The organism is Azospirillum lipoferum, from assembly GCF_024170005.1.
GTDB classification, from domain to species: domain Bacteria; phylum Pseudomonadota; class Alphaproteobacteria; order Azospirillales; family Azospirillaceae; genus Azospirillum; species Azospirillum lipoferum.
The window spans coordinates 144,451-166,637 of the sequence record NZ_JALJXJ010000010.1 but is presented as its reverse complement, the minus strand read 5'-3'; the positions used below and the strand labels follow the sequence as shown (position 1 = coordinate 166,637).

Below are 22,187 nucleotides of genomic sequence, written 5' to 3'. Positions count from 1 at the left end.
GAACGGGTCAGCCAGGGGTGTGGCCGAGCAGCGGGGCGGGATCGGCACGGGTGAAGCCGGGTCCGCCGAGGCCGGCCAGCCAGTCGAGGTCGCGCTCCAGCGCCGCGCGGCCACGCTCGCGGGCCAGGAAGACGGGACCGCCCTCCCAGCGGGGAAAGCCGTAGCCGTTGGTCAGCACCAGATCGACGTCGCCAGGCCGGGCCGCCACGCCCTCGGCCAGCAGAAGCGCGGCCTCGTTCATCATGGCGAGCAGGGCGCGGCGCCGGATCTCGTCATCGTCCAGGGGCCGCCGCGCGATGCCCTTTTCGGCGCTGGCGCGGTCGATCAGGTCGCGAACGACAGGGTCGGGCTGCCGTCCCCTGCCGCCGTCGGCATAGAGGTAATAGCCGGCCCCGGTCTTGCGGCCCAGCCGGCCGGCTTCGCACAGCCGGTCGGGAATGGTGACGTAACGGGCCTGGGGATCGCGGGTCGCCGCCTGCGCCTGCCGCATGCGCCATGCGATGTCGAGGCCGGACAGGTCCGCCACCGCGAAGGGGCCCATGGCGAAACCGAAGGACTCCAGTGCCGCATCGACCTGTTCGGGATAGGCGCCCTCCTCGATCATGAACTCGCACTGGCGGCGGTAGGCCGCATAGATGCGGTTGCCGATGAAGCCGAAGGCGTTGGCGGTCAGGACCGGCAGCTTGCCCAGCCGTTTGCCGACGGCAAGGCCGGTGGCCAGCGCGTCTGCGGCACTCGCCGTCCCCCGCACCACCTCCAGCAGGCGCATAACGTTGGCCGGGCTGAAGAAATGCAGGCCGATGACGTCCCGGGGCCGCGTCGTCGCCGCCGCAATGGCGTCCAGATCGAGATAGGAGGTGTTCGACGCCAGCACGGCACCCGGACGCGCCACGGCGTCGAGGCGACGGAACACGTCCTGCTTGACCGCCAGCTCCTCGAACACCGCCTCGATGACCAGATCGGCACCGGACAGCAGCGTCCAATCGGTGCCGGCGGTCAGCCTTGAATTCCGGTCGGCCGCCGCCGCCTCGTCGAGCTTGCCCACGGCGACGCGGCCGGCATAGTGGTCGGCGATGCGCCGAACGCCGCGTGCCAGCGCCGCATCGTCGCGTTCCACCAGAACCACCTGGAACCCTCCGTCCAGAGCGGCGATGGCGATGCCGGTGCCCATGGTGCCGGCGCCGACGACGCCGATGCGTTCGACCTTCCTCGGCACGGCGTCGGCCAAGTCGGGGTGCCGCGCCGACTCCCGTTCGGCAAAGAACAGATGCCGCAAGGCTCTGGCATCGCGCGATACCCGCAGTTCCTGAAAAGCGGCGCGTTCGCGTGCCAGCCCCTCATCGATGGGCAGCCGGGCGGCGGCGGCCACGGCCTCCACGGCGGCGCGGATCGCGGGACGGTTGCGGCCGAGCTTCAGCGCGTCGCGCGTGGCGGCGGCGACCTTGCCGTCATCCGCCGCCGGCACCTCGCGGTCGCGCAACAGGGCCCTCCCATTGCCAAGCCGGCGGGCAAAGGCGACCGCCGCCGGGCGCAGGGCACCGTCGACCACCTCGTCCACAAGGCCCAGAGCCAGGGCCTTCGCCGCCGGCACCCGCTCGCCCGATGCGATGAGCCGGATGGCGGTGGGGATGCCGACGATCCGCGGCAGGCGCTGGGTGCCGCCGGCTCCCGGAATGATGCCGAGCGACACCTCCGGCAGCCCGACTAGGGTTCCGGCCAGGGTGATGCGGCCGTCGCAGCCGAGCGCCAGTTCGAATCCGCCGCCGAGGGCGGCGCCGTGCAGCGCCGCGACCACCGGTTTGCCGCAGCTTTCGATGGCCGCGATCACCGCCGGCAATTGCGGTTCCTGCAAGGGGAGGTCGAACTCCCGCAGATCGGAGCCGGCGACGAAGGTCTTTCCGGCACCGATGACGACCGCCGCCCGGATGGCCGCGTCTTGGCCGATCTCCTCGATGGCGGCCAGCAGTCCGCGGCGCACCGCGACGGAACCGGCATTGATGGGGGGATTGTCGATGACGATGATGGCGACGTCGCCATCCCGTTCGATGCGGATTGCTTCGGTCATGCTCTGCGTCTCATGCAAGTCGGGGGCTGTCCGCGTCGCCGTCCAGCCAGTCGAGAAGGAGACGGTCGACCGCTTCGGCCGCCTCGTATTGAACCCAGTGCCCGGTGTCGACGACGATGCGGGCATGCCGGCGGGGATGCCCATCGGTCAGCAGATGGGCCAGCGCTGCTGGATCGCCGGTCACGTCATGCTCACCCCACAGGAGCAGGGTCTCTCCTTCAAACCGGTCGAGTTGGGCGAACAGACTGTCGCCGCGGGAGAAGGGACGGCTGTGGAAGCGGGCGCGACGGCAGGACTCCGTGTGGATGAAGACGGCGAGGTCGTCGATGCGCTCCGCGTCGTGGATCATCTGCATAGCGAGATTGTGCCGCATCCGCTCAGCCAACTCCGCGCCCGCCGCGTCCTTCCAGCGCATCGGCTCGCCACGGGGGCGCCGCACGCCGCCATGCCCGGCAGTACCCAGAAGGGCGAGGCGGGAAACCTTGCCCCGCCCTTCCGAACCCCGCCGGGCCGCCGCATGGGCGGCGACCAGACCGCCGAAGGAGAAGCCGGCGATGGCGACCTCGGTTCCCGCGCCGACGCACCCGTCCAGCGTCGCGACCAGCGCATCGACGAGGCTGTCGAGATCGGGGCGGACGGGGCGGTCGGACTCGCCGTAGCCCGGCAGGTCGACGGCCCAGACGGTGTGCCGGACGGACAGGGCATCGATGTTGCGCGCCCAATGCATCCAGCTGCCATGCCCGCCATGGACCAGGACCAAAGGCGGCCCGGCGCCGAACCGCCGCCAGCGCACGGATCCGCCGGCGAAGGCGACGTCATGCCGCTCCGCCAACCGTTCGAGGCGCGCGATCGGCTCAGGCACCATCTTGCGGCCGCCGGTTCAATGGCCGATCACGGCGACGCCGTCGGCCGCCTTGACGCCCTGCCCCGCCGGCAGCACGAAGACCGGGTTGATCTCCGCCTCCACCAGGCGGTCGCCCAGTTGCGCGGCAAGCTGCGAGAAGGCGGCGACGGCGTCCGCCAGGGCATCGACATCGCCCTTCGGCCGACCGCGGTAGCCGTCGAGCAGTGGCCAGCTTTTCAGCTCGCGGATCATCGCCAACGCTTCGGCCCGGTCGAGGCCGCCGGGTGGGACGAGGCGCAGGGTGGTATCCTTGAACAACTCGGCAAGGACGCCGCCCATGCCGAGCAGGATCGCCGTGCCGAGCGGATCGCGGTGGAGGCCGAGGATGATCTCGGTGCCGCCGGTGACCATTTCCTGCACCAGGAAGCGCTCCGGTGTGGCGCCGGCCCGCATCGTCACCTCGCCGGCCATCTCGCGCAGCCGTCCGGCGACCGCTCCGGCGGAAACGCCGACCGCGACGCCACCGACGTCGCTCTTGTGGGTGATCTCGCCGGACAGGATCTTCAGGACCACCCGCTCGCCCAGTTCTCCGGCCGCGGCCGCGGCTTCCTCCGGCGTGGCGACGACCCGCTCCCGCACCCCCGGGACGCCGAAGCGTGCGAACAGCGCCTTCGCCTGCGCCTCGTCCAGCGATCCTGACGGCAGATCGTCGAGCGACACGGGGGAGGAGGTCGGCATCGCCGTGGTCGTTCCCGTGGCGGGTGCGGAGGCGCGCAGCAGCGCGTCCAGCACGGCAGCACAGCTTTCCGGCGCGGTATAGGCCGGCACGCCGCTCTCGTTCAGCAGAGTGACGAGGTTGGGGGCGTGCGGGCTGACATAGGCAAGGATCGGCTTGCCGCTGTTGGCCATGCAGTCCTTGATTGCCCCCACCATCAGTTCCGGCATGGCGAGCGCCGACGAGCCGACGATGACGACCAGCGCGTCGTAGGTCGGGCTGTCGAGCAGGGCATTGATGGCGCCGCGCAGAAGATCGGGCTTGAGACCGGCCAGCGTCACGTCGATCGGGTTGCGGTCGAGGGCAGCCTCGTCGCCGCTCTGCAAGGCGCGCAACCGGTCGGCCGTCACCTCGTCGGGAGCCGGCGTCTCGAAGCCCGACACGCCCAGGGCGTCGGACACCAGCGTGCCGGCGCCCCCGGTGGAGGTCAGGATGGCGACGCGCCTGCCGGCCAGCCGGCGGCCGGTCGCCAGACCGGCGGGAATGTCGAGGAAGTCGGCGAAGGTCTGGGCGCGGATGACGCCGACCTGCCGGAACAGGGCATCGTACATGCGGTCGGCGCCGGCCATCGCGCCGGTATGGGAAACGGCGGCACGGGCGCCGGCCTCGGACCGGCCGATCTTGAAGGCGACCACCGGCTTGCCGGCCTCGGCCGCGCGCAGGCAGGCGGCGCGGAACTTCCCCGGATTGCGGACTGCCTCGACATAGAGGGCGATGACGCGGGTCGCCTCGTCATCGACCAGATGGTCGATGAAGTCGGCCAGTTCGAGATCGACCTCATTGCTGGTCGAGACCAGCTTGGACATGCCGATGCCGCGCGCCGCCGCCCGCGACAGCAGCGCGCCGAGAATGCCGCCGCTCTGCGACACCAGCCCGACGGCACCTGTCGGAAAGCGGTCCATCTCCAGGGCGCCGCTGGCCGACAACGGGATGTCGTCGGTCAGGTTCACCAGCCCGATGGTGTTCGGCCCGAGGATGCGCATGGTACCTGCGGCGTCCTGCAATTCCCTCTGCCGGCGCTGCCCGGCCTCGCCGGTCTCGCCATAGCCGCTGGCGAGCACGATGGCGGCGGCGGCTCCCTTCTCGGCGAGTTCCCTCACCGCCTGGTTGGCGCGCTCCGCCCCCAGGCAGATCATCGCCACGTCCGGAGCCTCGGGCAGCGAGGCGATGTCCGGATAGCAGCGCAGGCCGCCGATGCTGTCGACACGCGGGTTGACCGGATAGATCGCGCCGGTGAAGCCGTGCTTGCGCAGGTAGGCGACCGGCCGGCCGGCCGTCTTGCCGGCATCGGCGGAGGCGCCGATCACGGCGACGCTGCGCGGGGTGAAGAGACGGGAGATGGCGTTCATGGTCTGGAGAGTCTCCGGATGGCGGTGTTCAGGAGGCTTTGCTTGCGGTCCGCTCGGTGCGCCCGGCCAGGAAGCTCATCACCGATTCCCGGTGTTCGGTGCTGGTGTAGCAGATGCCCTGCGCCTGGCTGCCCATGGCGAACACCTGACCGTCGGTCAGCTCGAAGCTCTGGTTGATGATCGCCTTGCCAAGGGCCAGCGCGGTGCCGGATCCCTTGCCGAGTTCGGCGGCCCAGGCCTGCGCCTCGCCCAGCAGGCGGTCGGCGGGGACGAGGCGGTCGGCGATGCCGAGTTGCAGGGCCTCGGCGGCCTCGACCTTCCGACCGGAGAAGATCAGCTCCTTGGCCCGCGCCAGCCCGACCCGCCGGGGCAGGAAATACATGCCGCCGCCGTCAGGGATGATGCCGCGCTTGATGTAGGACCAGGTGAAGCTGGCGTCATCGGCGGCGACGATGAAGTCGCAGGCCAGCGCGGTGTCGGCCCCCAGCCCGGACGCGGCGCCGTTGACCGCGGCGATGGTCGGCTTGGGCATGCTGTGCAGCAGCGACTGCGTGTGATGGACCCGCTGCTGGCGGTGCCAGCCGTTGAAGCCGATCTCACCCGCCGGCGCCTGCATGCGCCGTTCCATGCCGGAGATGTCGCCCCCCGCACAGAACCCCTTGCCGTTGCCGGTGATCACCAGCGCCTTGACGGTCTTGTCGGCGGCGACGGTTTCCAGCGCGGCGATGAACTGGCTGCGCATGTCGTCACTCATCGCGTTGCGCTTTTCCGGACGGTTGAAACGGATCGTTGCGACGCCGGACTGGACGTTCAGTTCGATCAGGGGCAGTTCGATCAGGGCGGTGGATGTCATGGTTCCGGTTTCCCGAACGGAAGAAGGGAGGGGATGCACGGCGCGCCGGAGCGGCGTCAGGCCTGAACGTGCTTCGATGGGGGCGGTGCTGCCGCCGGGCGCTTCCGGAATGGTGCGGCGGCCGGCGGATTTTCTGTGCTCCGGACGATTTATGCTCTTGCCCCGTCCTGCCCGGCAACCCATCAATTCCATTCTGTGGAATGCGGGGAGGCAGAGATGGACGCTGGGGGAAAGCCGCGCAAAGCGTCGGCCCGGCTCGATGGACAGGCACAGAATCGGTCGCTGGAACGCGGGCTGGAGATCCTCAAGGCGTTTCGGCCGGGCGCCGACGTGCTGGGCAACAGCGAACTCGCCGAGAAGACCGGCATCGCGAAAGCGACGGTCAGCCGGCTGACCCAGACGCTGGTCACGGCGGGGTTGCTGGTTCACGATCCACGGGCGCGGGCTTATCGCCTGGGAGCCACGGTCCTGAGCCTCGCCCTGGCCGTCAGGCTCGGCAATCCGGTGCTGCAGGCGGCACTGCCCCTCATGCGCAGCGCGTCGGACCGCTTGCGGGTCAATGTCGGGCTGGCCACAGCGGACCATGACGAGATGGTCTATCTCGACTCCGTCCGCTACAATCGCAAGAGCGCCCTGCGCACCGTGGTGTCGGGCCAGCGGGTGCCGATCGAGCTGACCTCGCTGGGGCGCGCCTATCTGGCGGCGGTGTCCGAAGACCAGCGGGTGGCGTTCCTCCGGCGCCTTCAGACGCGGCGGCCGGCGAAGTTCGCCGTCCTGGAGCAGCAGATCGTCGAGGCGATCGATTGCGTGAAGCAGAACAGGTATTGCGCGGCGGCCTGGCAGTTGGAGGTGGTCGCCCTGTCCACTCCGCTCGTCATTTCGGGACTGCCGGTCTATGTCGTGAACATGAGCCTCTCCACGCCGGAACCGCTTCCCAAGGTGGTGGAGCGCCTGCACGCTCCCCTTCTGTCCCTGCGCAGCTCCATTCTCGACGCGATGGACCAGAGCCTGGCGGAGACATCCCCGCCGCTGTAGTCGCTTGCCGCCGAGGGAGGCACCTCGCTGGTCCGGACGGCGCTGCCTGCCAGCATCGACGACGACCAGCGCCCTCGGCCGGCCCCACCAGTCAATTCCACCAGATGGAATTGACTGGATGCGGACACGGTTTGGCAGACGTATACTCAGCATCCAGCAGCATTCGGGAAAAACTGGGAGGATGCGATGGGCTCTGCGTGTGGCCGGCGCTTGGAATCAGGGTTGAGCACTGCCCGTGGCGGGCCGCTGGCCCTGTCGCCGGGGATCGTTCCTGCCCTGGCCGGACACCACGCACGGTGATCGCCCTCCTTGACGAGGCCGTGATCCAGACCACCGGTTCAATCCTCCTCCATCCCGAAGACGGGCTCCCACAAACGGGATCCTGAGTCAGGCGGGCATAAGTCGTCGACGGGACGCTTCCGGGTCGGAGACCGTCTCCGGGCGCAGCGGTGTCCCGATTTCCAACAGCACGCGCAGTTTCGAACGATGGTCGAACGCTCATGCGGCGGAGGCGCCGGTGAGGCGTAGGGCATCCACGCGCCGCGCGACAATGGCCGTGCGCGATCGAAGGGAGAGTTCACATGCAAAGCCTCAAACCGTCCTGCAAGGAGCGGATCGGCGCCGCCCTGCTCATCGCCATGGGGCTCGGCATCATGAATGCCGGGTATTCCTATGAGCTTGGAACGCTCCGCCATATGGGGCCGGGTCTGGTTCCGTTTGCGCTCGGGGCGATGCTGTCCCTCGTGGGGCTGCTGATCGGAGCGACGACGGGCGGAGGCGACCGCGCACGCCGCCTGCCTGGGCATGAGGTGGGGCATGGAGCAGGGCAGGGGGAAGCGCAGACGGATGCCGACTGGCGTGGCTGGCTCTGCATTCTCGGCGGCGTCGTGTCCTTCGTCCTCCTCGGCCATTTCGGTGGCCTCGTCCCAGCCAGTTTCGCCGCGGTGTTCCTCTCCGCACTTGGCGACCGGGAAGCGACCCTCAGGGAATCGGCCGGACTGGCAGCGGCGACGACAGCGGCCGGGGTCGCGATCTTCCATTACGGCTTGCACCTGCAACTGCCGCTGTTCCGATGGGGCTGACCCGAGGGACGCGTTCCACTTTCGTCACAGCGCGTCGCAACGGCCACGAGGTGGCCGCCACCAATGAATTCAAGAGGGGAAACCTTGGAACAGAGCCTGACGGATCTGCTGTACGGCTTCAGCGTTGCGCTTGAACCGGGAAATCTCATGTGGTCGGTGTTCGGTGTCCTGATCGGCAACCTGATCGGCGTGCTTCCCGGCATGGGAGCCCTGACCACCATCTCCATCCTGCTGCCGCTCACCTACTTCATCGCGCCGGTTCCGGCGATCCTGATGCTGGCGGGAATCTTCTACGGCTCGCAGTATGGCGGGGCGATCGGGGCCATCCTGCTGAACCTGCCCAGCCACCCACCGCATGCGGTGACCTGCCTGGACGGCTATCCGATGACCAAGGCCGGACGCGGAGGTGCGGCACTGGGCGTGACGATGATGGCCTCCTTCTTCGCGGCGTCGGTCGGGATCATCGTGATGATTTTCCTATCGCCGCTGCTGGTGGACGTGGCGTTCAAGTTCGGGCCGACGGAGATCTGCTCGATCATGCTGCTCGGTCTGCTGGCCGGCGCCACGATGTCGCGCGGTTCCCCGTTGAAGGGCATCGCCATGACCTTGTTCGGACTGATCTGCGGCGCCGTCGGCACCGACGTCATCACCGGCACCCAGCGCCTTACCTTCGGTCTCACCGAACTTGGTGACGGGATGGAACTGACCGCACTCTGCATGGGTCTGTTCGGCGTGGCGGACTTCCTGGTCACCATCAACCGGGTGGCGGCGAAGCCGGTCAGGGTCAAGGTCCGGATGGCGGACATGAGGCCCACCCGTGCCGAATTGAAGCAAGCCTTCTGGCCGATGATCCGGGGTACGGCGATCGGCACGCTGTTCGGCGCCATGCCGGGAACCGGCCCGACGATCACCACCTTCATCGCCTATGCTTTCGAGCGCAAGCTGTCCAAGACGCCTGCCCGCTTCGGCACCGGCGCGATCGAAGGCGTCGCCAGCCCCGAGGCATCCGCTCACGCCAAGACACAGGTCGATTTCATTCCCACCATGTCGCTCGGGATTCCCGGCGACGCGGTCATGGCGCTCCTGCTCGGCGGCCTGATCCTCAAAGGCATACAGCCCGGTCCGCAACTGATCACCGAACACAGGGACATCTTCTGGGGGCTGATCGCCAGCTTCTGGATCGGCAACGTGCTGCTCGTCGTGCTCAACGTCCCGCTGATCGGCGTCTGGGTGCGGATGCTGCAGGTTCCGTTCAAATTCCTCTATCCCACCGCCCTGCTCTTCATCTGCATCGGCGTCTACAGCACGCGCAACAGCCTGTTCGACGTGGCGGAAGTCGCGGCTTTCGGGGCTCTCGGAGCCGTCTTTCTGAAGTTGGAGTTCTCTCTGGCTCCAATCATTCTCGGCTTCGTGCTCGGCCCCATGCTGGAGGAGAACTTCCGCCGGGCCATGCTGCTGTCGCGTGGCGACGCAATGGTGTTCTTCGAACGGCCGATCAGCGCCGGCTTCATGACCGCATGCGGCCTTCTGCTCGCCGTTCAACTGGTCAGCTACTGGCGCAAGACGATCCTTGCAGCGCCCGCGCCGCAGCCGGAAGAACTGATGTCCGAATAAGCCCCCTTGGGTGATTGTCGCGCGACTGTCGCGCGAATGTCCGATGCGGCCCGTGCCGTTGTCATCGATGCGGCGGGCAGCGGGCACCGTCTCGGCGACTATCTGCGAAAATGACGGGGGAGCCGCCGTATCACCGGGCAGCGACAGCCCGCACCCGTTCCGCCGCCTCGCTGAGGCGTTCGGGGGGGAGGCGTCCCTCCCCGGCAGCCTGCGCCACGGCATGGCACAGCGACGACAGGTGAGGGCCGCCGGCGATCAGGAGCAGGTCGGCGCCGGCGGCCAGTCCGGCAAGCGCGGTGTCGAGCACGCTCCGCCCGCGCATGGTCGCGGGTGCGTCGAGATCATCGCTGACGATCAGACCGCCGAACCCGAAGCCGGTTCGCAGCAGCCCGATCACAGCCGGTGATACGCACGCGGCATTCTCCCCATCCACGGCAAGGACGGGAGCCGGTCCCACCATCACCGCCGCGGTTGCGGCAGCAATGGCAGCGGAGAAGGTCCGTGCGTTCTCCATCACGGTGTCCATCGGCGTGGAAAGTGACACGTCCGTGATTGCCGGGTCGGCATCCAGCCGGTCGTATCCGGGAAAATGTTTGGCGACGGCGGTGATGCCCGCGCGCTGGACGCCACGGATGTAGGCGCTGCCGATCCGTGCCACCTCGGCCGGAAGCGGGCTTATCGTGCGTCCCTTCAGCCATGGGTTTCCGCCGGTCACCACATCCATGATCGGAGCCAGATACATGGTGACGCCAAGCGCCCGCGCGGCCCTGGCATTCTCGTAGCAGCGCTCCTCGATCTCCCGGTCGGCCATTGTCGTGGCCTCTTCAAGAGTGGGCAGGTCGGGAACCAAGCCCTCCAGGCGGCGGATGCCGGCAAGCTCCTCGTCGACGGCGATGATAACCCCGCCCCTCCCGCCGGTAAGGCGGTCGAGCCTGTCCCGAAAGAAGGCGGCGGATTCGGTTCGACGGCGCTCGTCGCTCATCCGTCGTGCCAGATATTCCGCGCGGGATTCACCGACCAGGATCGAACGCCCCCCTTTCGCCAGGAACGGAGTGACGACGGCATCGATGTCCCAGTTGTCGAAGGCTGGCAGAAAGACGGCATGAGCGTCTTGCAGGAGGTCACTGTTCACGGGCTTGGCCTTTCGGAGGGCTGATTCCATGGCGAATCGCCTGGATGGTTGCCGGGATCACCCGGCATCGATGAGGGTGATTCCGGCTTCGCGGATACGGTCGGCGAAATCCGCGTCCGGTGTTTCCGTGACGATGGTGAATTCCACCGGGATCGGTCCGATGAGGTGGGCAGCGGTCTTGCCGAGCTTGTCGGCGGTTGCCAGCAGGATGGTCCGGGTGGCCGCCTTCATCATCGCGCTCTTGATGTAGGCATCCTCGAAATCATCGGCCCGCAACGTCAGGTCAGGGTCGATGCCACAGGCGCCCAGGATGCAGAAGTCCGCCTTGACGTTCCGGATCGCATCCAGTGCCGTGGCGTCGAGGGAACTGCGTGTATGCCGGTTGAGGCGCCCGCCGATCAGGACCACTGTGATGCCCGGATGGTCGAGGGCGGCCGCCGCGATGTCCACTGCCGAAGTGACGACGCGGAGGCGAAGATCGGTCGGCAGCGCGCGGACGAATTCCAGAACCGTCGTGCTGGAATCGAGCAGCACGACGGCTTCATCGGAGATCAGGCCGCAGGCGGCCGTGGCAATCCGGCTCTTGGCGGCGCTGTTCACCGAGCGGCGGCGTTGGAATTCCAGGGGGGCCGGGAGCAGGGAGGCAGGGTTCAGCTTTGCCGCACCGCCGTGGAACCGCTGGACCAGCCCGGCTTCGGCCAAGTCGCGCAGGTCGCGACGGATCGAATCCTCCGAGACGCCAAACTCCTCCGCCATCGTGCCGGCCAGCACGCGCCCATCCCTGTTCACCCGTTCCAGCAGGATCGTCTTGCGCTCCTCGGAGGAATAGCGCGGCCCTTCGTTTCTGCCGGACGTCATGATGCGGCTCGGGCCGGGAGTGCCTGGACGGGCAGAAGCGCGCGCGCGTGCAGATCGGCGGCAAGCCGTCCGGCATCGGTGAAGAGGATCGCGTCAAACCCGATCGCCGCAGCGGCGGCGACGTTCGCGGCATTGTCGTCGATGAAGAGGCAGTCTGCGGCGTCCAGCCCGGCGCGTGCAAGGAACAGATGGAAAATGGCGGCATCGGGCTTGACCATCCTCTCGCGCCCCGAGACGACGAGCACATCGAACAGGTCCAGGACAGGATAGCGCGCCGCTGCGATGGGAAAGGTTTCTGCCGACCAGTTCGAGATCGCATGGACCGGAACGCCGGCGGCCTTGAGCCCGCGCAGAAGATCGGCGGTTCCGGGGATTTCCCCGACCAGCATCTCCTCCCACCGGTCGCGATAGGCGGCGATCAGCGCCGCCTTGCCTGGATGCAGTGCGCTGAGGGTGGCAATTCCGTCGGCGAAAGGCATTCCCGCGTCGAATTGCTGGTTCCATGCCGACGTGCAGACGGAGCCGAGGAAATCCGCGACCGCCGCATCGTCCGGCAGCAGCCGGCGATACAGATGGGCTGGGCTCCAGTCTATGAGCACACCGCCGATGTCGAACACGATTGCCTTGGCTGACATGATTCCACCCCTGCTTGAATGTGCACTTTTATGCACGAAGACGCGGAAACTATCAACACAAATGCGTATGTCCGCGCGTATTTGCGTTTTCAGGCTGAAATGCGCAGCGGCAAGCGCATATGACGGCAGCGTTGGAAGCAAGTCGGGCTTACACGGCCTGAGTTTCAGGTCGGCGACGGCTGCCGGACCCGCGGCAGCGCTGCCAATCATGTCCGCCCCTCTCGGGCAATCAGATCAGGGGCAGATCAGGGCGCGCTTCGGATCAGCTCCTTCATCGTCGCCAGCAGGTGTCTGGCAACTTCGTAGCTGTTTTCCTGATGCTGGCGACGGCAGAACAGTTCACAGCTCCACCAGCCACGATAGCCGGTGGCCTGAACCGCCTGCACCCACTCCTTCAGCTTCAGCACGCCCGAGCCGGTAGGAACGTTGCGCAGAACGGATTCGTCCGGAATCCCACCCTGGAAATCCAGGGAGTCGCAGACATGGACGCCATAGATCAGATCCTTGTCCAGCGTGGCGAGGCGATCCGGCGTGTCTCCGGACGTGTAGCAGTGCCAGAAATCGATAACGAGCCGGATGTTCGTGCGATCCGCTTTTTCGATAAGGCGGAGTTGCCGGTCCATGGTGTTCAGCGGCGTCCAGGACAAGGATTCGAGGTAGAGCAGGAGGCCGTATCCGGCAGCCAGATCGGCGAGTTCCCTCAGATTCGATGCCGTCAGGGCGATCTGGGTTTCGACCGGCAAGCCGACCAGTCCCCGATAGAGTGTTGGGGCCGTCAGGGCGGCATCCCGGTGGAGAGCGTCGGTATGGAGCGGGCCGGTGATGACCTGGACTCCCCTGGCGCCGACGGCGTCTGCGAGTTGGAACAGGGCATCGGCTTCCTGCATCAGCGCAGTCTTTCCCGTGCCTTGGCGCTCGATGTCGATCAGGAACCCGATCCCGGGGATCTCGGTATCACCGATCAGACTCTTCAGTTCGGCAATGGCGAAACCGGCATCCAGATAAGAACGGATCTTCCCTCCGGACGTCTCCAATCCATCGAAGCCCACGGTTCGCGCAATGTCGAGATCCATGGCGAGCGTTGCCTGCTTCGACGCGAGAGAGTGGTACATCAGTTTTTGCCGACTATTCATCTTGAATTCTCCGCTGCCCTTCCAGTGAGACCGTGTCCGGGAAATGCCTGAAGTTGAATTCCCATCGGCCGGCCTTTCCTGGCGGACATCGCCACGGCCTCCGCCGTGCGCAGGGCGGCGACACTGTCCTCCCCACTGGCAAGCCAGGACGGTCCGCCGTTTTCCGCACTTGCGAACCCTTCGATCGTGACGAGCGGGAGATCTCTGTCACGGACCGGTATCAGTTCGTTCCTGCCATTCAGCCGCCGCTGCAAGGTCGCCGCCCCTCGCCCATTCAACGTGCCGTTCGCCGCCAGAACGCCCCGGTCGCCGGCGACCAGCACCAGGCTTTCGATATCGGCCGTTCTGAAACTCTCATGCACCTGCAGAGCGCTGCCGTCGCTCATTCGGATCGCGTAAGCCAGGTGATCTGGCGGTTCTTCGCGTGACCGTGTGAGGGCCACCGCCTCGATCGGTTCCATCCCGGTCAGGAAGCGGGCGAGGTCAATATCGTCCGTGGAGGCGTCCAGATGGATCCGGCGGTCGCCGTCCTGGCACAGGTTCCTGCGGGTGGGGGCAGGCTGATACGGGCCGCCTCTGATGATCAGGGTCGATTGAACGGTCCCGACCTCGCCCTCGCCGATCAGGCGCTTCATCGTCTGATGAATGGTCGAGGCACGGAACGGCTGGTTGACGACCAATCTGACCTCAGCCTCCCGGCACACATGCACCAGGCCGGCCGCCGTCCGACTGTCCTCCGCAATCGGACCATCGCACAGGATATGTCTGCCAGCCGCCGCCGCTGCGCAAATGTAATGCTGCCGGCGCCTTCGGGAGGCGCTGACATAGGCGAACCTCACCGATGGGTCCTTCCAGACCGACCGGAGATCCGTCGTCGCCTGGGGGATGCCCAGATCCCCGGCGAAGTGACGGGCATCCTGTCTTCTCCGGCTGACCACCCACAGTGGCACCTGCCCGATTGCACGGATGGCGGTCACCATGTGTTCGGCTGCAATGGTTCCGGTTCCCATCACCGACCAGCCAAGTTCCCCGCTCGCCACCACCAGAAATACCCTCCTCATTTGACGTTCAGTAACTTTCGCTGATGCGGAAATCAAAATATTTACTTCGTATTCCATTGAAATTGATTTTGATCGGTCGTATGATCGGCATCACATTTCTTCAATCTTTCCTGGGGAATAGCCTTGAAGAAGGCAGAAGAAAATCCCGGCGCTCTGGCTGTGAATCTCAGACTGCTCTGCAATAGACACGGCTCGGTTGCAGCCGTTTGCCGAAAAATCAACGTCAATCGACAGCAGTTCAATAAATACCTTTCCGGGACGCATATGCCATCGGCAGCCAACCTGCGGATCATTGCCAACTATTTCGGCTTGAGCGTTCCCATTCTGCTGTCAGATCCAGAAGAATTTCAGACTCTCATCGATGGAAATTTCTTTCACGCCATGGCAACCGTTCGGCAATTGCCGGAGTTCTCGCGCTTTGTCTCCAACATGATTGTCGAGAACAACTCCCAGGACAATGACATCGCCGGCGTCTATGATCGATACCAATTCTCGTCCATTTACAAGGGCTTTATTCTGAAATCCGCTTTCTGCATATACAAAAACAAGGATTTCCTGCAGCATTATTATGTAGAAAGATTCCCAAGCTTTGACGACCCCAGAAAGATAGAGTATGTATTCAAATATTATGGATTCTGTTTTCCTGTTGCCGACCGGCTGTTCACGGCGGATTTCGAAGGCATACAATCCAACGAGCTGACTTTCGGCGTCTATGCCCAGGTGAAGCGCAACTCGAAGAAATTCATGTTCGGCATCTCCAGCGGCATCGCGGCCAATGTTCTAAGACAGCCCTACTCCACCAAGGTGGTCCTGCATTATCGGGGGCCCGGCCTTCTCCGCCGGGAGCATCTGAAGGCGCTGACCGTCATGGACCGGAACGATCCGGCCATTCCCCGCGAGGCCTTGCAGTATCTTGGCGACGGCTCCGACATGATCCAGATGGCCTGATCACCGGAGTGGCGGGGCGCGGTTCCAACCGGAACCGCTCCACCCCCGGCCCCCCCGTCAGGGATGCAACTCGATCGCCAGCCAGACACACTCCGTGTCCGCATAGTATCGATGCCACGGGTAGGTCCAACGGTTGTCCCCGGCAACCCGGCAGAAGGGATCATGCGAATAGCCGATGGGCATCACCACGTCCTCGTACAGGGACGCCGCATCGCGCTCCTTGAACTTCTGCATGCGGCCGGTGCCGTGGATTTGGGTGTGGGTTTCCAGGAACGGGTGTTCGTTGTGGATGAAGCAGTCGGTATCGCCGGGAGCCCACCACAGGTTCAGCTTTACCGTGAATTCCTGAAGATGCTCCGGCACGCTCCGTTCGTTCGTGAACACCCGGGCATCGGTCTTCACTGTACCGATTTCATCCTGTGCCGAAATGAACAGCGGCGTGTCGCGCGGAAAACTGGCGATGCGATTGCCCAGCCAATCCCATCCCCGGAACATCACGCCACCAAGATTGGTCGGCTGACGCACCTTGATCAGGGCTGCCCGCTCGGCCGATCTGATGCGCGCGCCCTTGAGCCAGGTCGATTTCCAGGCCGGCACGACCGCCGGATGCTCATCGCCGGTCACCATCGGGGAAGGGCTGACGTTCACGACAATGGCGTCATCAACGACATAATCCACAACATTCTCGACCAGCTTCGCGACGATGAAGGAGTCGGCGAATGCAAGATCTCTCGTCTTGTTCTGCACGGGTAAGCCTGCCTGTAGATGGATGCGCGATGCTTCAATGAAGCCACAGCGAAGGCTGACGCAGAAGTGCGCGGACTCATTAATTTAGTCGCGAAACGACGCATCCAGTGCGTCACTTCGCGAAGCTGCGCCCCCGGAACACGGATGGGCCTGCCCAATCCGGTAGCAACAATGATTGTTGATCGGGCGGTCGGATCGGATTTTGTCCGGGATTCCCTGCAAAGCGCCTTCGCATCCGACGCACTTTCCAGGAATTTGTGCGTCACCTCGCGCCAGTGAAAGCTGCTTTGCGAAATTGCGCCCCCTCCCCTGTGCAACGGACACTCAAAACGCATTCGAGGTTTGCACCCCACGCCAACCGCGGCGTCTGGGTCGGAACATCACAAGCTGGAAGGGCGTCACGATGAAACTGACGGGTGGCCAGGTCGTTGCCAGAGCGCTGAAGGAATACGGTGTCGAATATGTGGCGGGTGTTCCCGGCCACGGCATCTGGTCGCTGTTCGACGCTTTTCTCGAAGAAGGCTCGCAGCTTCCCTTTATCCAGGTCATGCATGAACAAAGCGCCGTCCACATGGCGGACGGCTATTTCCGTGCCAGCGGCCGTCCGATGGCCTGCTCGACGTCGATCGGTCCGGGCGCGACCAACACGATCATCGGTCTTGCGACCTGCTATGCGGACTCCATCCCGGCCTTTTTCGTATCCGGCGGTCCGGCGACCCATATGAAGGGTCACGGCGTGATGCAGGAGATCGAGCGCCAGAACGAGAACGCCTTCCCCCGCATCACCGAGCAGGTCACGAAGCGGGCCTACAAGGCCGGTCGGGTCGACGAGCTGCCCTTCATCATGCATCGTGCCTTCAACACGATGTTGAGCGGCCGCCCCGGCCCGGTTCATGTCGAAGTGCCGATGGACATTCAGGTCGAGGCGGCCGACGTCGATATCCATCCGCTCGATCTGCGCATGGCGCGCGGCGTCGCCTATCCGGATCCCCAGGCAGTCGAGCGAGCGGTGAAGCTGCTGCTGTCTGCGGAACGTCCCGTGATCGTCGCCGGCGGTGGGGCGATTTCCGCCAACGCCTCGGAAGAGCTGACCCGGCTTGCCGAGAAGCTCGGTGCCGCGGTCTCGATCACCTGGAACGGCAAGGGCGCCATTTCCGAGGATCATGCGCTGTTCATCGGCGCGGTCGGCCAGACCGGCACCTCCTGCGGCAACGGCATCACGGCCTCGGCGGACGTGGTCATGTCCGTCGGTTGCCGCTTCACCGACTGGTCGGCGTCCAGCTACGCCAAGGGCGTCAGCTTCTCCATTCCTCCGGGCAAGCTGATCCACATCGACCTCGACCACCACGAGATCGGCAAGAACTACCCGACCGAGGTCGGCATCGTCGCCGATGCCAAGGCGACCCTGGCCGCCATGCTGGCGCTGATCTCCGACGCCGACGCCGCCAAGGCCGTCTCCCGCCGCGAGAGCTTTCTGGCCGATGTCCAGAAGGCCAAGGCGGATTGGGAAGCGATGCTCGCTCCCCGCCGCGACAGCCGCGAGGCGCCCTTCACCTCGCAGCGCCCGCTGGGCGCATTGCGCAAGGTGATGAACCGCGACGGAATCGTCGTCGTCGGTTCCGGCAACACGCAGGGTGCCGTCAAGCAGACCTTCCCGGTCTATCACCCCCGCACCCATCTCACCTCCGGCTCCTTCTCGCCGATGGGGTGGGCGGTACCGGCGGCCATGGGCGCCAAGCTGGCCATGCCGGACCGCCAGGTGGTGTCGATCACCGGCGACGGCGACTTCATGATGTCCCTGCCGGAACTCGGCACGGCGGTGATGAACAACATACCGGTCGTGTTCATGGTCCAGAACAATCAGGGCTACATGTCGATCCGGGGCGGCCAGCGCAAGTTCCTGGGACGCCACATCGCATCGGAATTCAACCATCACAAGGGCAACGGCGAGCCCTACAGCGCGGACATCGCCGCGGTCGCGAAGAGCTTCGGCGTCGAGAGCTGGAAGGTGACCGCCGACGAGGATCTCGAAAAGTCGCTGAAGGCGGCGCTCGATTGCGGCGGCCCGGCACTGGTCGAGGTGATCACCTCCCGCGATGCGGCCGGTCCGTTCGCCACCGGCTGGTGGGATTTCCCGTCGCCCGCCTACTATGAAAAGGAACAGCAGGCTTACGCCGAGAAGCGCGCCCTCGAACAGCACCTGTGATCGCTGTCCGACTTTGACGGCGGCGCGCACGACGGGCACGCCGCCCCCCGATCTTCCCCGATTTGCAAATTCCGGCAATGCGGAGCGTTCGCTTCCGCAAACGAAGAGCTGTTCCCATGATCAGACACATCAAGTCGGCGCGTTCAAAGGCCGACAACAGCCTCGACAGCGCACTCACCAGAACGGTGCAGGAGCTTCTGGCAAAGGTCGAAAAGGAAGGCGACAAGGCGGTCCGCGAACTCTCGGTCCGCTTCGACAAGCTCGATCGCCCGTCCTACCGTCTTTCCAAGGCGGAGATCGACGCGTGCATCAATTCCCTGACCAGGCGTGAGCGCAAGGACATCGAGTTCGCGCAGGACCAGGTCCGCAAATTCGCCGAGGCCCAGAAGGCGACCCTGTCGAATCTGGAGATCGAAACCCTTCCCGGGGTGTTTCTGGGGCACCACAACGTTCCGATCCAGAATGTCGGCTGTTATGTCCCCGGCGGCAAGTATCCGCTGCTCGCATCGGCACATATGACGATCCTGACGGCCCGTGTTGCCGGCTGCGAACGGGTGATCACCTGCGCCCCTCCCTTCGATGGCAGGATTTCCGAGAAGATCGTCGCCGCCCAGGCATTGGCCGGAGCCGACGAGATCTACTGTCTGGGTGGGGTGCAGGCGGTCGCAGCCATGGCCTACGGCACAGAAAGCATCGCACCGGTCGACATGCTGGCCGGTCCGGGCAACGCCTATGTCGCCGAAGCCAAACGGCTGCTGTTCGGAAAGGTCGGCATCGACCTGTTCGCCGGGCCGACGGAAACCCTGATCATCGCGGACGACAGCGTCGATGGCGAGCTGGTCGCCACCGACATCCTCGGACAGGCCGAACATGGCGTCAATTCACCCGCGGTCCTGATCACCAACTCCGAAAAGCTGGCCCGCGATACCCTGGCGGAGGTGGAGCGGCTGCTGAAGATCATTCCCACTGCGGCGATCGCGGCGAAGGCTTGGGAGGATTTCGGTGAAATCATCCTCTGCGATACACTCGAAGAGATGGTGTCCGAAGGCGACCGGGTGGCGTCGGAGCACGTCCAGGTCATGACGCGCGACCCCGGCCATTTCCTGGACGCCATGAAAAACTATGGCGCCTTCTTCCTCGGTGCCCGTACGAACGTCTCCTATGGCGACAAGGTGATCGGCACCAATCACACGCTGCCGACCAACCGGGCCGCCCGCTACACCGGTGGGCTCTGGGTCGGAAAATTCCTGAAGACCTGCACCTATCAGCGCATCGAGACCGACGAAGCCTCCGCCCTGATCGGGTCCTACTGCTCCCGTCTGTGTCTGATGGAAGGCTTCGCCGGCCACGCCGAGCAGGCGAACATCCGGGTTCGCCGTTACGGCCGACAGGATGTCGGTTACGGCATGCCGGCCGCTCCTCTCTGACCCGTCGGCACCGGACGCCGGTCGGGCCACCGCCATCCCGGCATCCCGAACGGCGTTCGGACGACGTCCAGCATGCGTCGCGAGGAACCGGTCAACGGCCCGCGATTCCGTCTTTCAAAAACCAACAGGGAAGTTCACGCAAATGTCGAAAATCTTTGCAGGTCTTGTTGCAGCCGTGATGTTGATGCCGGTCGGCGCACGCGCCCAGGGCGCCATCGAGGTGATGCACCATTGGGTTGCCGAAAGCGAAATCGAGGCCCTGAGCGTGATCCGCAAGGGGGTGGAGGCCAAGGGGTTCCAATGGAAGGACTCCGCCGTCGGCGGCATGAGCGGGGCCAATGTCCAACAGGCGCTCCGCGCTCGGCTGACCGCCGGTGATCCGCCGGGCGCAATGCAGTTTCTCGGCTGGGAAGGCGTGCAGTGGGCCGAGCAGAATGTGGTTCGCGATCTGAACGACCAGGCGAAAGCCGGTGGCTGGCGCAATGCCCTTCCGCCGCAGCTGCTGCCCTTCCTGACGGCGCAGGAGACCTTCATTGCTGCCCCGATCAACATGCACCGGCAGAACTGGGTTTGGGCCAACAAGAAGATCTTCGACGATGCCGGCATCCCCATTCCCAAAAGCTGGCCGGAATTGATCCAGGCCGGCAGGAAGCTGAAGGAGCGGGGCGTCATTCCGCTGGCGATGGGTGACGAGAGCTGGCAGGTCGAGGTCATCTTCGATGCCCTTCTCGCCGATCTGAACGGCCCGGAATTCTATAGGAAGACGGCCATCGACCTCGATCCGAAGGCGCTGGGCAGCCGCGAAATGGTCAAGGTGTTCGACATGCTCCGCGAGGTCCGCGGGCTGGTCGATGCCAACTTCGTCGGTCGCGATTGGGCCGTCGCCACGGGCATGGTCATCAACGGCCAGGCCGCGATGCAGGTGATGGGCGATTGGGCCAAGGGCGAGTTTCTGGCCAAGGGGCTGAAGCCGAACAAGGATTTCTACTGTTTCCCGACCCCTGCCCCCGTCACCTCGTTCCAGTACCTGATCGACAGCTTCGGCATGTTCAAGGTCAAGGATCCCGCCGTTCAGAAGGCTCAGATCGCATTGGCCGAAACCGTGATGGATCCGGCGATCCAGAAGCGCTTCAACCTGATCAAGGGGTCGATTCCCGCCCGGACCGACGTCCCGGTCGACGAGTTCGACGATTGCGCCAAGCTGGCCTTCAAGGACCGGGCCGAGGCGATCGCAAAGGGCGGCATGATCGGGGCGATGACCCACGGCTTCGCTTCGAGGCCTGAGTTCGCCGCTGTCTTCGGTGATGTGGCGGGTCAGTTCTTCGTCGGCACCATGAGTTCCGACGAGGCCGTCAAGATGCTCGTCCAGGGCATCGAAAACGCTCGCTGAGGATATGGGGCCGGAAACCCGTCCTCTTTGGCGATGCCCGGTCCCTTTCCCAGCCACGCCACCCAGCCCTTCGACAGACCATCCCACTGGAACCGGCACATGAACGCATCCAGGCAATCCTCACGATTGGCCGCTTGGCTGCCACGTCTTGTCGTGGCCCCCAGCTTGCTGATCGTCCTCGTCACCGTCTATCTGTTCATCGCTTGGACCGGCGTCATTTCGGTCACCTCGTCGAAATTTGTTCCCGTCTACGATTTCGTAGGCCTGGAACAGTTCGCGCGCCTGTGGGCGACACCACGATGGCACATCGCCGTTGAAAACCTTTTTATCTTTTCAACCTTGTTTCTTGCGATTTCCATCGGGCTTGGTCTGTTGATGGCCATTCTTCTCGACCAGCATGTCCGGGCGGAAGGATTCCTGCGGGCGGTTTATCTCTATCCGATGGCGCTGTCCTTCATCGTGACGGGAACCGCCTGGAAGTGGGTGCTGAATCCCGGCCTGGGCATCCAGAAGGTCGTCAACGATCTCGGCTGGGCGACGTTCCGCTTTGACTGGATCGCCGATCCGCAGATGGCCATCTACACCGTCGTCATCGCGGGAGTCTGGCAATCGTCCGGCTTCGCAATGGCGATCTTTCTCGCCGGCCTGCGCGGCATCGACAATTCCGTCATCAAGGCGGCTCAGATCGAAGGGGCCAGCCTGCCGCTGATCTATCGCCAGATCATCATCCCGATGCTGCGCCCGGCGATGCTCAGTGTGGTCGTCCTGCTGAGCTACATCGCCATCAAGAGCTTCGATCTGGTGCTGGCCCTGACGAACGGCGGCCCCGGCGCGGCAACGGAGCTACCCTCTACCTTCATGTTTTCCGCGACCTTCCGCCGGAACCAGATGGGCGTCGGTGCCGCGAGCGCGGTGATGATGCTGATGACCGTCGCCGCCATCATCGTTCCCTACCTCTACTCCGAACTTCGGGAGCGCAACAATGGCTGAGGCAATATCGACGCTGCCCTCCCCCAGCCCGGCTCCGGGTTCC

General features: G+C 65.1%; 18 protein-coding genes. 8 read left to right on the top strand and 10 right to left on the bottom strand.

The annotated features are described in order from the left end of the window. Positions 1 to 7 precede the first annotated feature (7 nt). From J2848_RS22385 to J2848_RS22370, 4 genes are read right to left on the bottom strand one after another with little or no spacing between them, the layout of a single operon-like run. Positions 8 to 2,065 carry a 3-hydroxyacyl-CoA dehydrogenase NAD-binding domain-containing protein gene (locus J2848_RS22385; RefSeq protein WP_149232616.1) on the bottom strand — a complete coding sequence of 686 codons (2,058 nt, stop codon included), beginning with the start codon at positions 2,063 to 2,065 and terminating at the stop codon, positions 8 to 10. A 10-nt stretch (positions 2,066 to 2,075) separates the two neighbouring features. Then, the gene (locus J2848_RS22380) at positions 2,076 to 2,930 is read right to left on the bottom strand and encodes an alpha/beta fold hydrolase (protein ID WP_211103204.1); all 855 of its coding nucleotides are present in this window, start codon (positions 2,928 to 2,930) and stop codon (positions 2,076 to 2,078) included. Positions 2,931 to 2,945: 15 nt separating this feature from the next. Beyond that, positions 2,946 to 5,033: an acetate--CoA ligase family protein gene (locus J2848_RS22375; RefSeq protein WP_149232617.1), complete on the bottom strand. Its 2,088-nt coding sequence runs from the start codon at positions 5,031 to 5,033 to the stop codon at positions 2,946 to 2,948. Between the two features lie 28 nt (positions 5,034 to 5,061). Beyond that, positions 5,062 to 5,886 carry an enoyl-CoA hydratase/isomerase family protein gene (locus J2848_RS22370; RefSeq protein ID WP_149232618.1) on the bottom strand — a complete coding sequence of 275 codons (825 nt, stop codon included), beginning with the start codon at positions 5,884 to 5,886 and terminating at the stop codon, positions 5,062 to 5,064. A 216-nt stretch (positions 5,887 to 6,102) separates the two neighbouring features. On the opposite strand from J2848_RS22370, the gene J2848_RS22365 reads away from it, so the two are divergent. The 3 genes from J2848_RS22365 (at position 6,103) to J2848_RS22355 (ending at position 9,617) form a co-directional block, all read left to right on the top strand. Then, entirely contained in the window at positions 6,103 to 6,921 is an 819-nt protein-coding gene (locus J2848_RS22365) for an IclR family transcriptional regulator (RefSeq protein ID WP_149232619.1), read from the top strand. Between the two features lie 581 nt (positions 6,922 to 7,502). Next, positions 7,503 to 8,003: a tripartite tricarboxylate transporter TctB family protein gene (locus J2848_RS22360; protein ID WP_149232620.1), complete on the top strand. Its 501-nt coding sequence runs from the start codon at positions 7,503 to 7,505 to the stop codon at positions 8,001 to 8,003. An 84-nt stretch (positions 8,004 to 8,087) separates the two neighbouring features. Beyond that, positions 8,088 to 9,617, top strand: coding sequence for a tripartite tricarboxylate transporter permease (locus tag J2848_RS22355; RefSeq protein WP_246193983.1), 1,530 nt, complete (start codon positions 8,088 to 8,090; stop codon positions 9,615 to 9,617). 130 nt (positions 9,618 to 9,747) lie between these two features. Here J2848_RS22355 and J2848_RS22350 read toward each other — a convergent pair whose 3' ends face one another. From J2848_RS22350 to J2848_RS22330, 5 genes are all read right to left on the bottom strand, one after another. Next, positions 9,748 to 10,779, bottom strand: coding sequence for a glycoside hydrolase family 3 N-terminal domain-containing protein (locus J2848_RS22350; RefSeq protein WP_149232622.1), 1,032 nt, complete (start codon positions 10,777 to 10,779; stop codon positions 9,748 to 9,750). A 27-nt stretch (positions 10,780 to 10,806) separates the two neighbouring features. Further along, complete coding sequence (locus tag J2848_RS22345) at positions 10,807 to 11,607, bottom strand: DeoR/GlpR family DNA-binding transcription regulator (protein WP_149232623.1); 801 nt, start codon at positions 11,605 to 11,607, stop codon at positions 10,807 to 10,809. Continuing rightward, the gene (locus tag J2848_RS22340; RefSeq protein ID WP_149232624.1) at positions 11,604 to 12,242 is read right to left on the bottom strand and encodes an HAD family hydrolase; all 639 of its coding nucleotides are present in this window, start codon (positions 12,240 to 12,242) and stop codon (positions 11,604 to 11,606) included. Before J2848_RS22340 ends, J2848_RS22345 begins: the two co-directional genes overlap by 4 nt. A 245-nt stretch (positions 12,243 to 12,487) precedes the next feature. Beyond that, on the bottom strand, positions 12,488 to 13,375 hold the full coding sequence (locus J2848_RS22335) for a sugar phosphate isomerase/epimerase family protein (protein ID WP_149232625.1): 888 nt from the start codon (positions 13,373 to 13,375) through the stop codon (positions 12,488 to 12,490). Then, positions 13,372 to 14,493 carry a Gfo/Idh/MocA family protein gene (locus J2848_RS22330; protein WP_211103205.1) on the bottom strand — a complete coding sequence of 374 codons (1,122 nt, stop codon included), beginning with the start codon at positions 14,491 to 14,493 and terminating at the stop codon, positions 13,372 to 13,374. The genes J2848_RS22335 and J2848_RS22330 overlap by 4 nt, the downstream gene beginning before the upstream one ends. 66 nt (positions 14,494 to 14,559) lie before the next feature. Here J2848_RS22330 and J2848_RS22325 point away from each other — a divergent pair, with 66 nt between their 5' ends. Continuing rightward, positions 14,560 to 15,384, top strand: coding sequence for a helix-turn-helix domain-containing protein (locus J2848_RS22325; protein ID WP_149232626.1), 825 nt, complete (start codon positions 14,560 to 14,562; stop codon positions 15,382 to 15,384). Between the two features lie 57 nt (positions 15,385 to 15,441). Here J2848_RS22325 and J2848_RS22320 read toward each other — a convergent pair whose 3' ends face one another. Further along, a complete protein-coding gene (locus J2848_RS22320) occupies positions 15,442 to 16,131 on the bottom strand; it encodes a hypothetical protein (RefSeq protein ID WP_149232627.1) in 690 nt (229 codons plus the stop codon). A 403-nt stretch (positions 16,132 to 16,534) separates the two neighbouring features. Here J2848_RS22320 and J2848_RS22315 point away from each other — a divergent pair, with 403 nt between their 5' ends. From J2848_RS22315 to J2848_RS22300, 4 genes are all read left to right on the top strand, one after another. Continuing rightward, the gene (locus tag J2848_RS22315; protein WP_149232628.1) at positions 16,535 to 18,337 is read left to right on the top strand and encodes a thiamine pyrophosphate-binding protein; all 1,803 of its coding nucleotides are present in this window, start codon (positions 16,535 to 16,537) and stop codon (positions 18,335 to 18,337) included. Between the two features lie 116 nt (positions 18,338 to 18,453). Then, positions 18,454 to 19,764 (top strand): histidinol dehydrogenase, encoded by a 1,311-nt coding sequence (gene hisD, locus J2848_RS22310; protein ID WP_149232629.1) that lies wholly within the window; start codon positions 18,454 to 18,456, stop codon positions 19,762 to 19,764. 142 nt (positions 19,765 to 19,906) lie between these two features. Next, the gene (locus J2848_RS22305; protein ID WP_149232630.1) at positions 19,907 to 21,154 is read left to right on the top strand and encodes an ABC transporter substrate-binding protein; all 1,248 of its coding nucleotides are present in this window, start codon (positions 19,907 to 19,909) and stop codon (positions 21,152 to 21,154) included. A 99-nt stretch (positions 21,155 to 21,253) separates the two neighbouring features. Next, entirely contained in the window at positions 21,254 to 22,144 is an 891-nt protein-coding gene (locus J2848_RS22300; RefSeq protein ID WP_149232631.1) for a carbohydrate ABC transporter permease, read from the top strand. Positions 22,145 to 22,187: the final 43 nt, after the last annotated feature.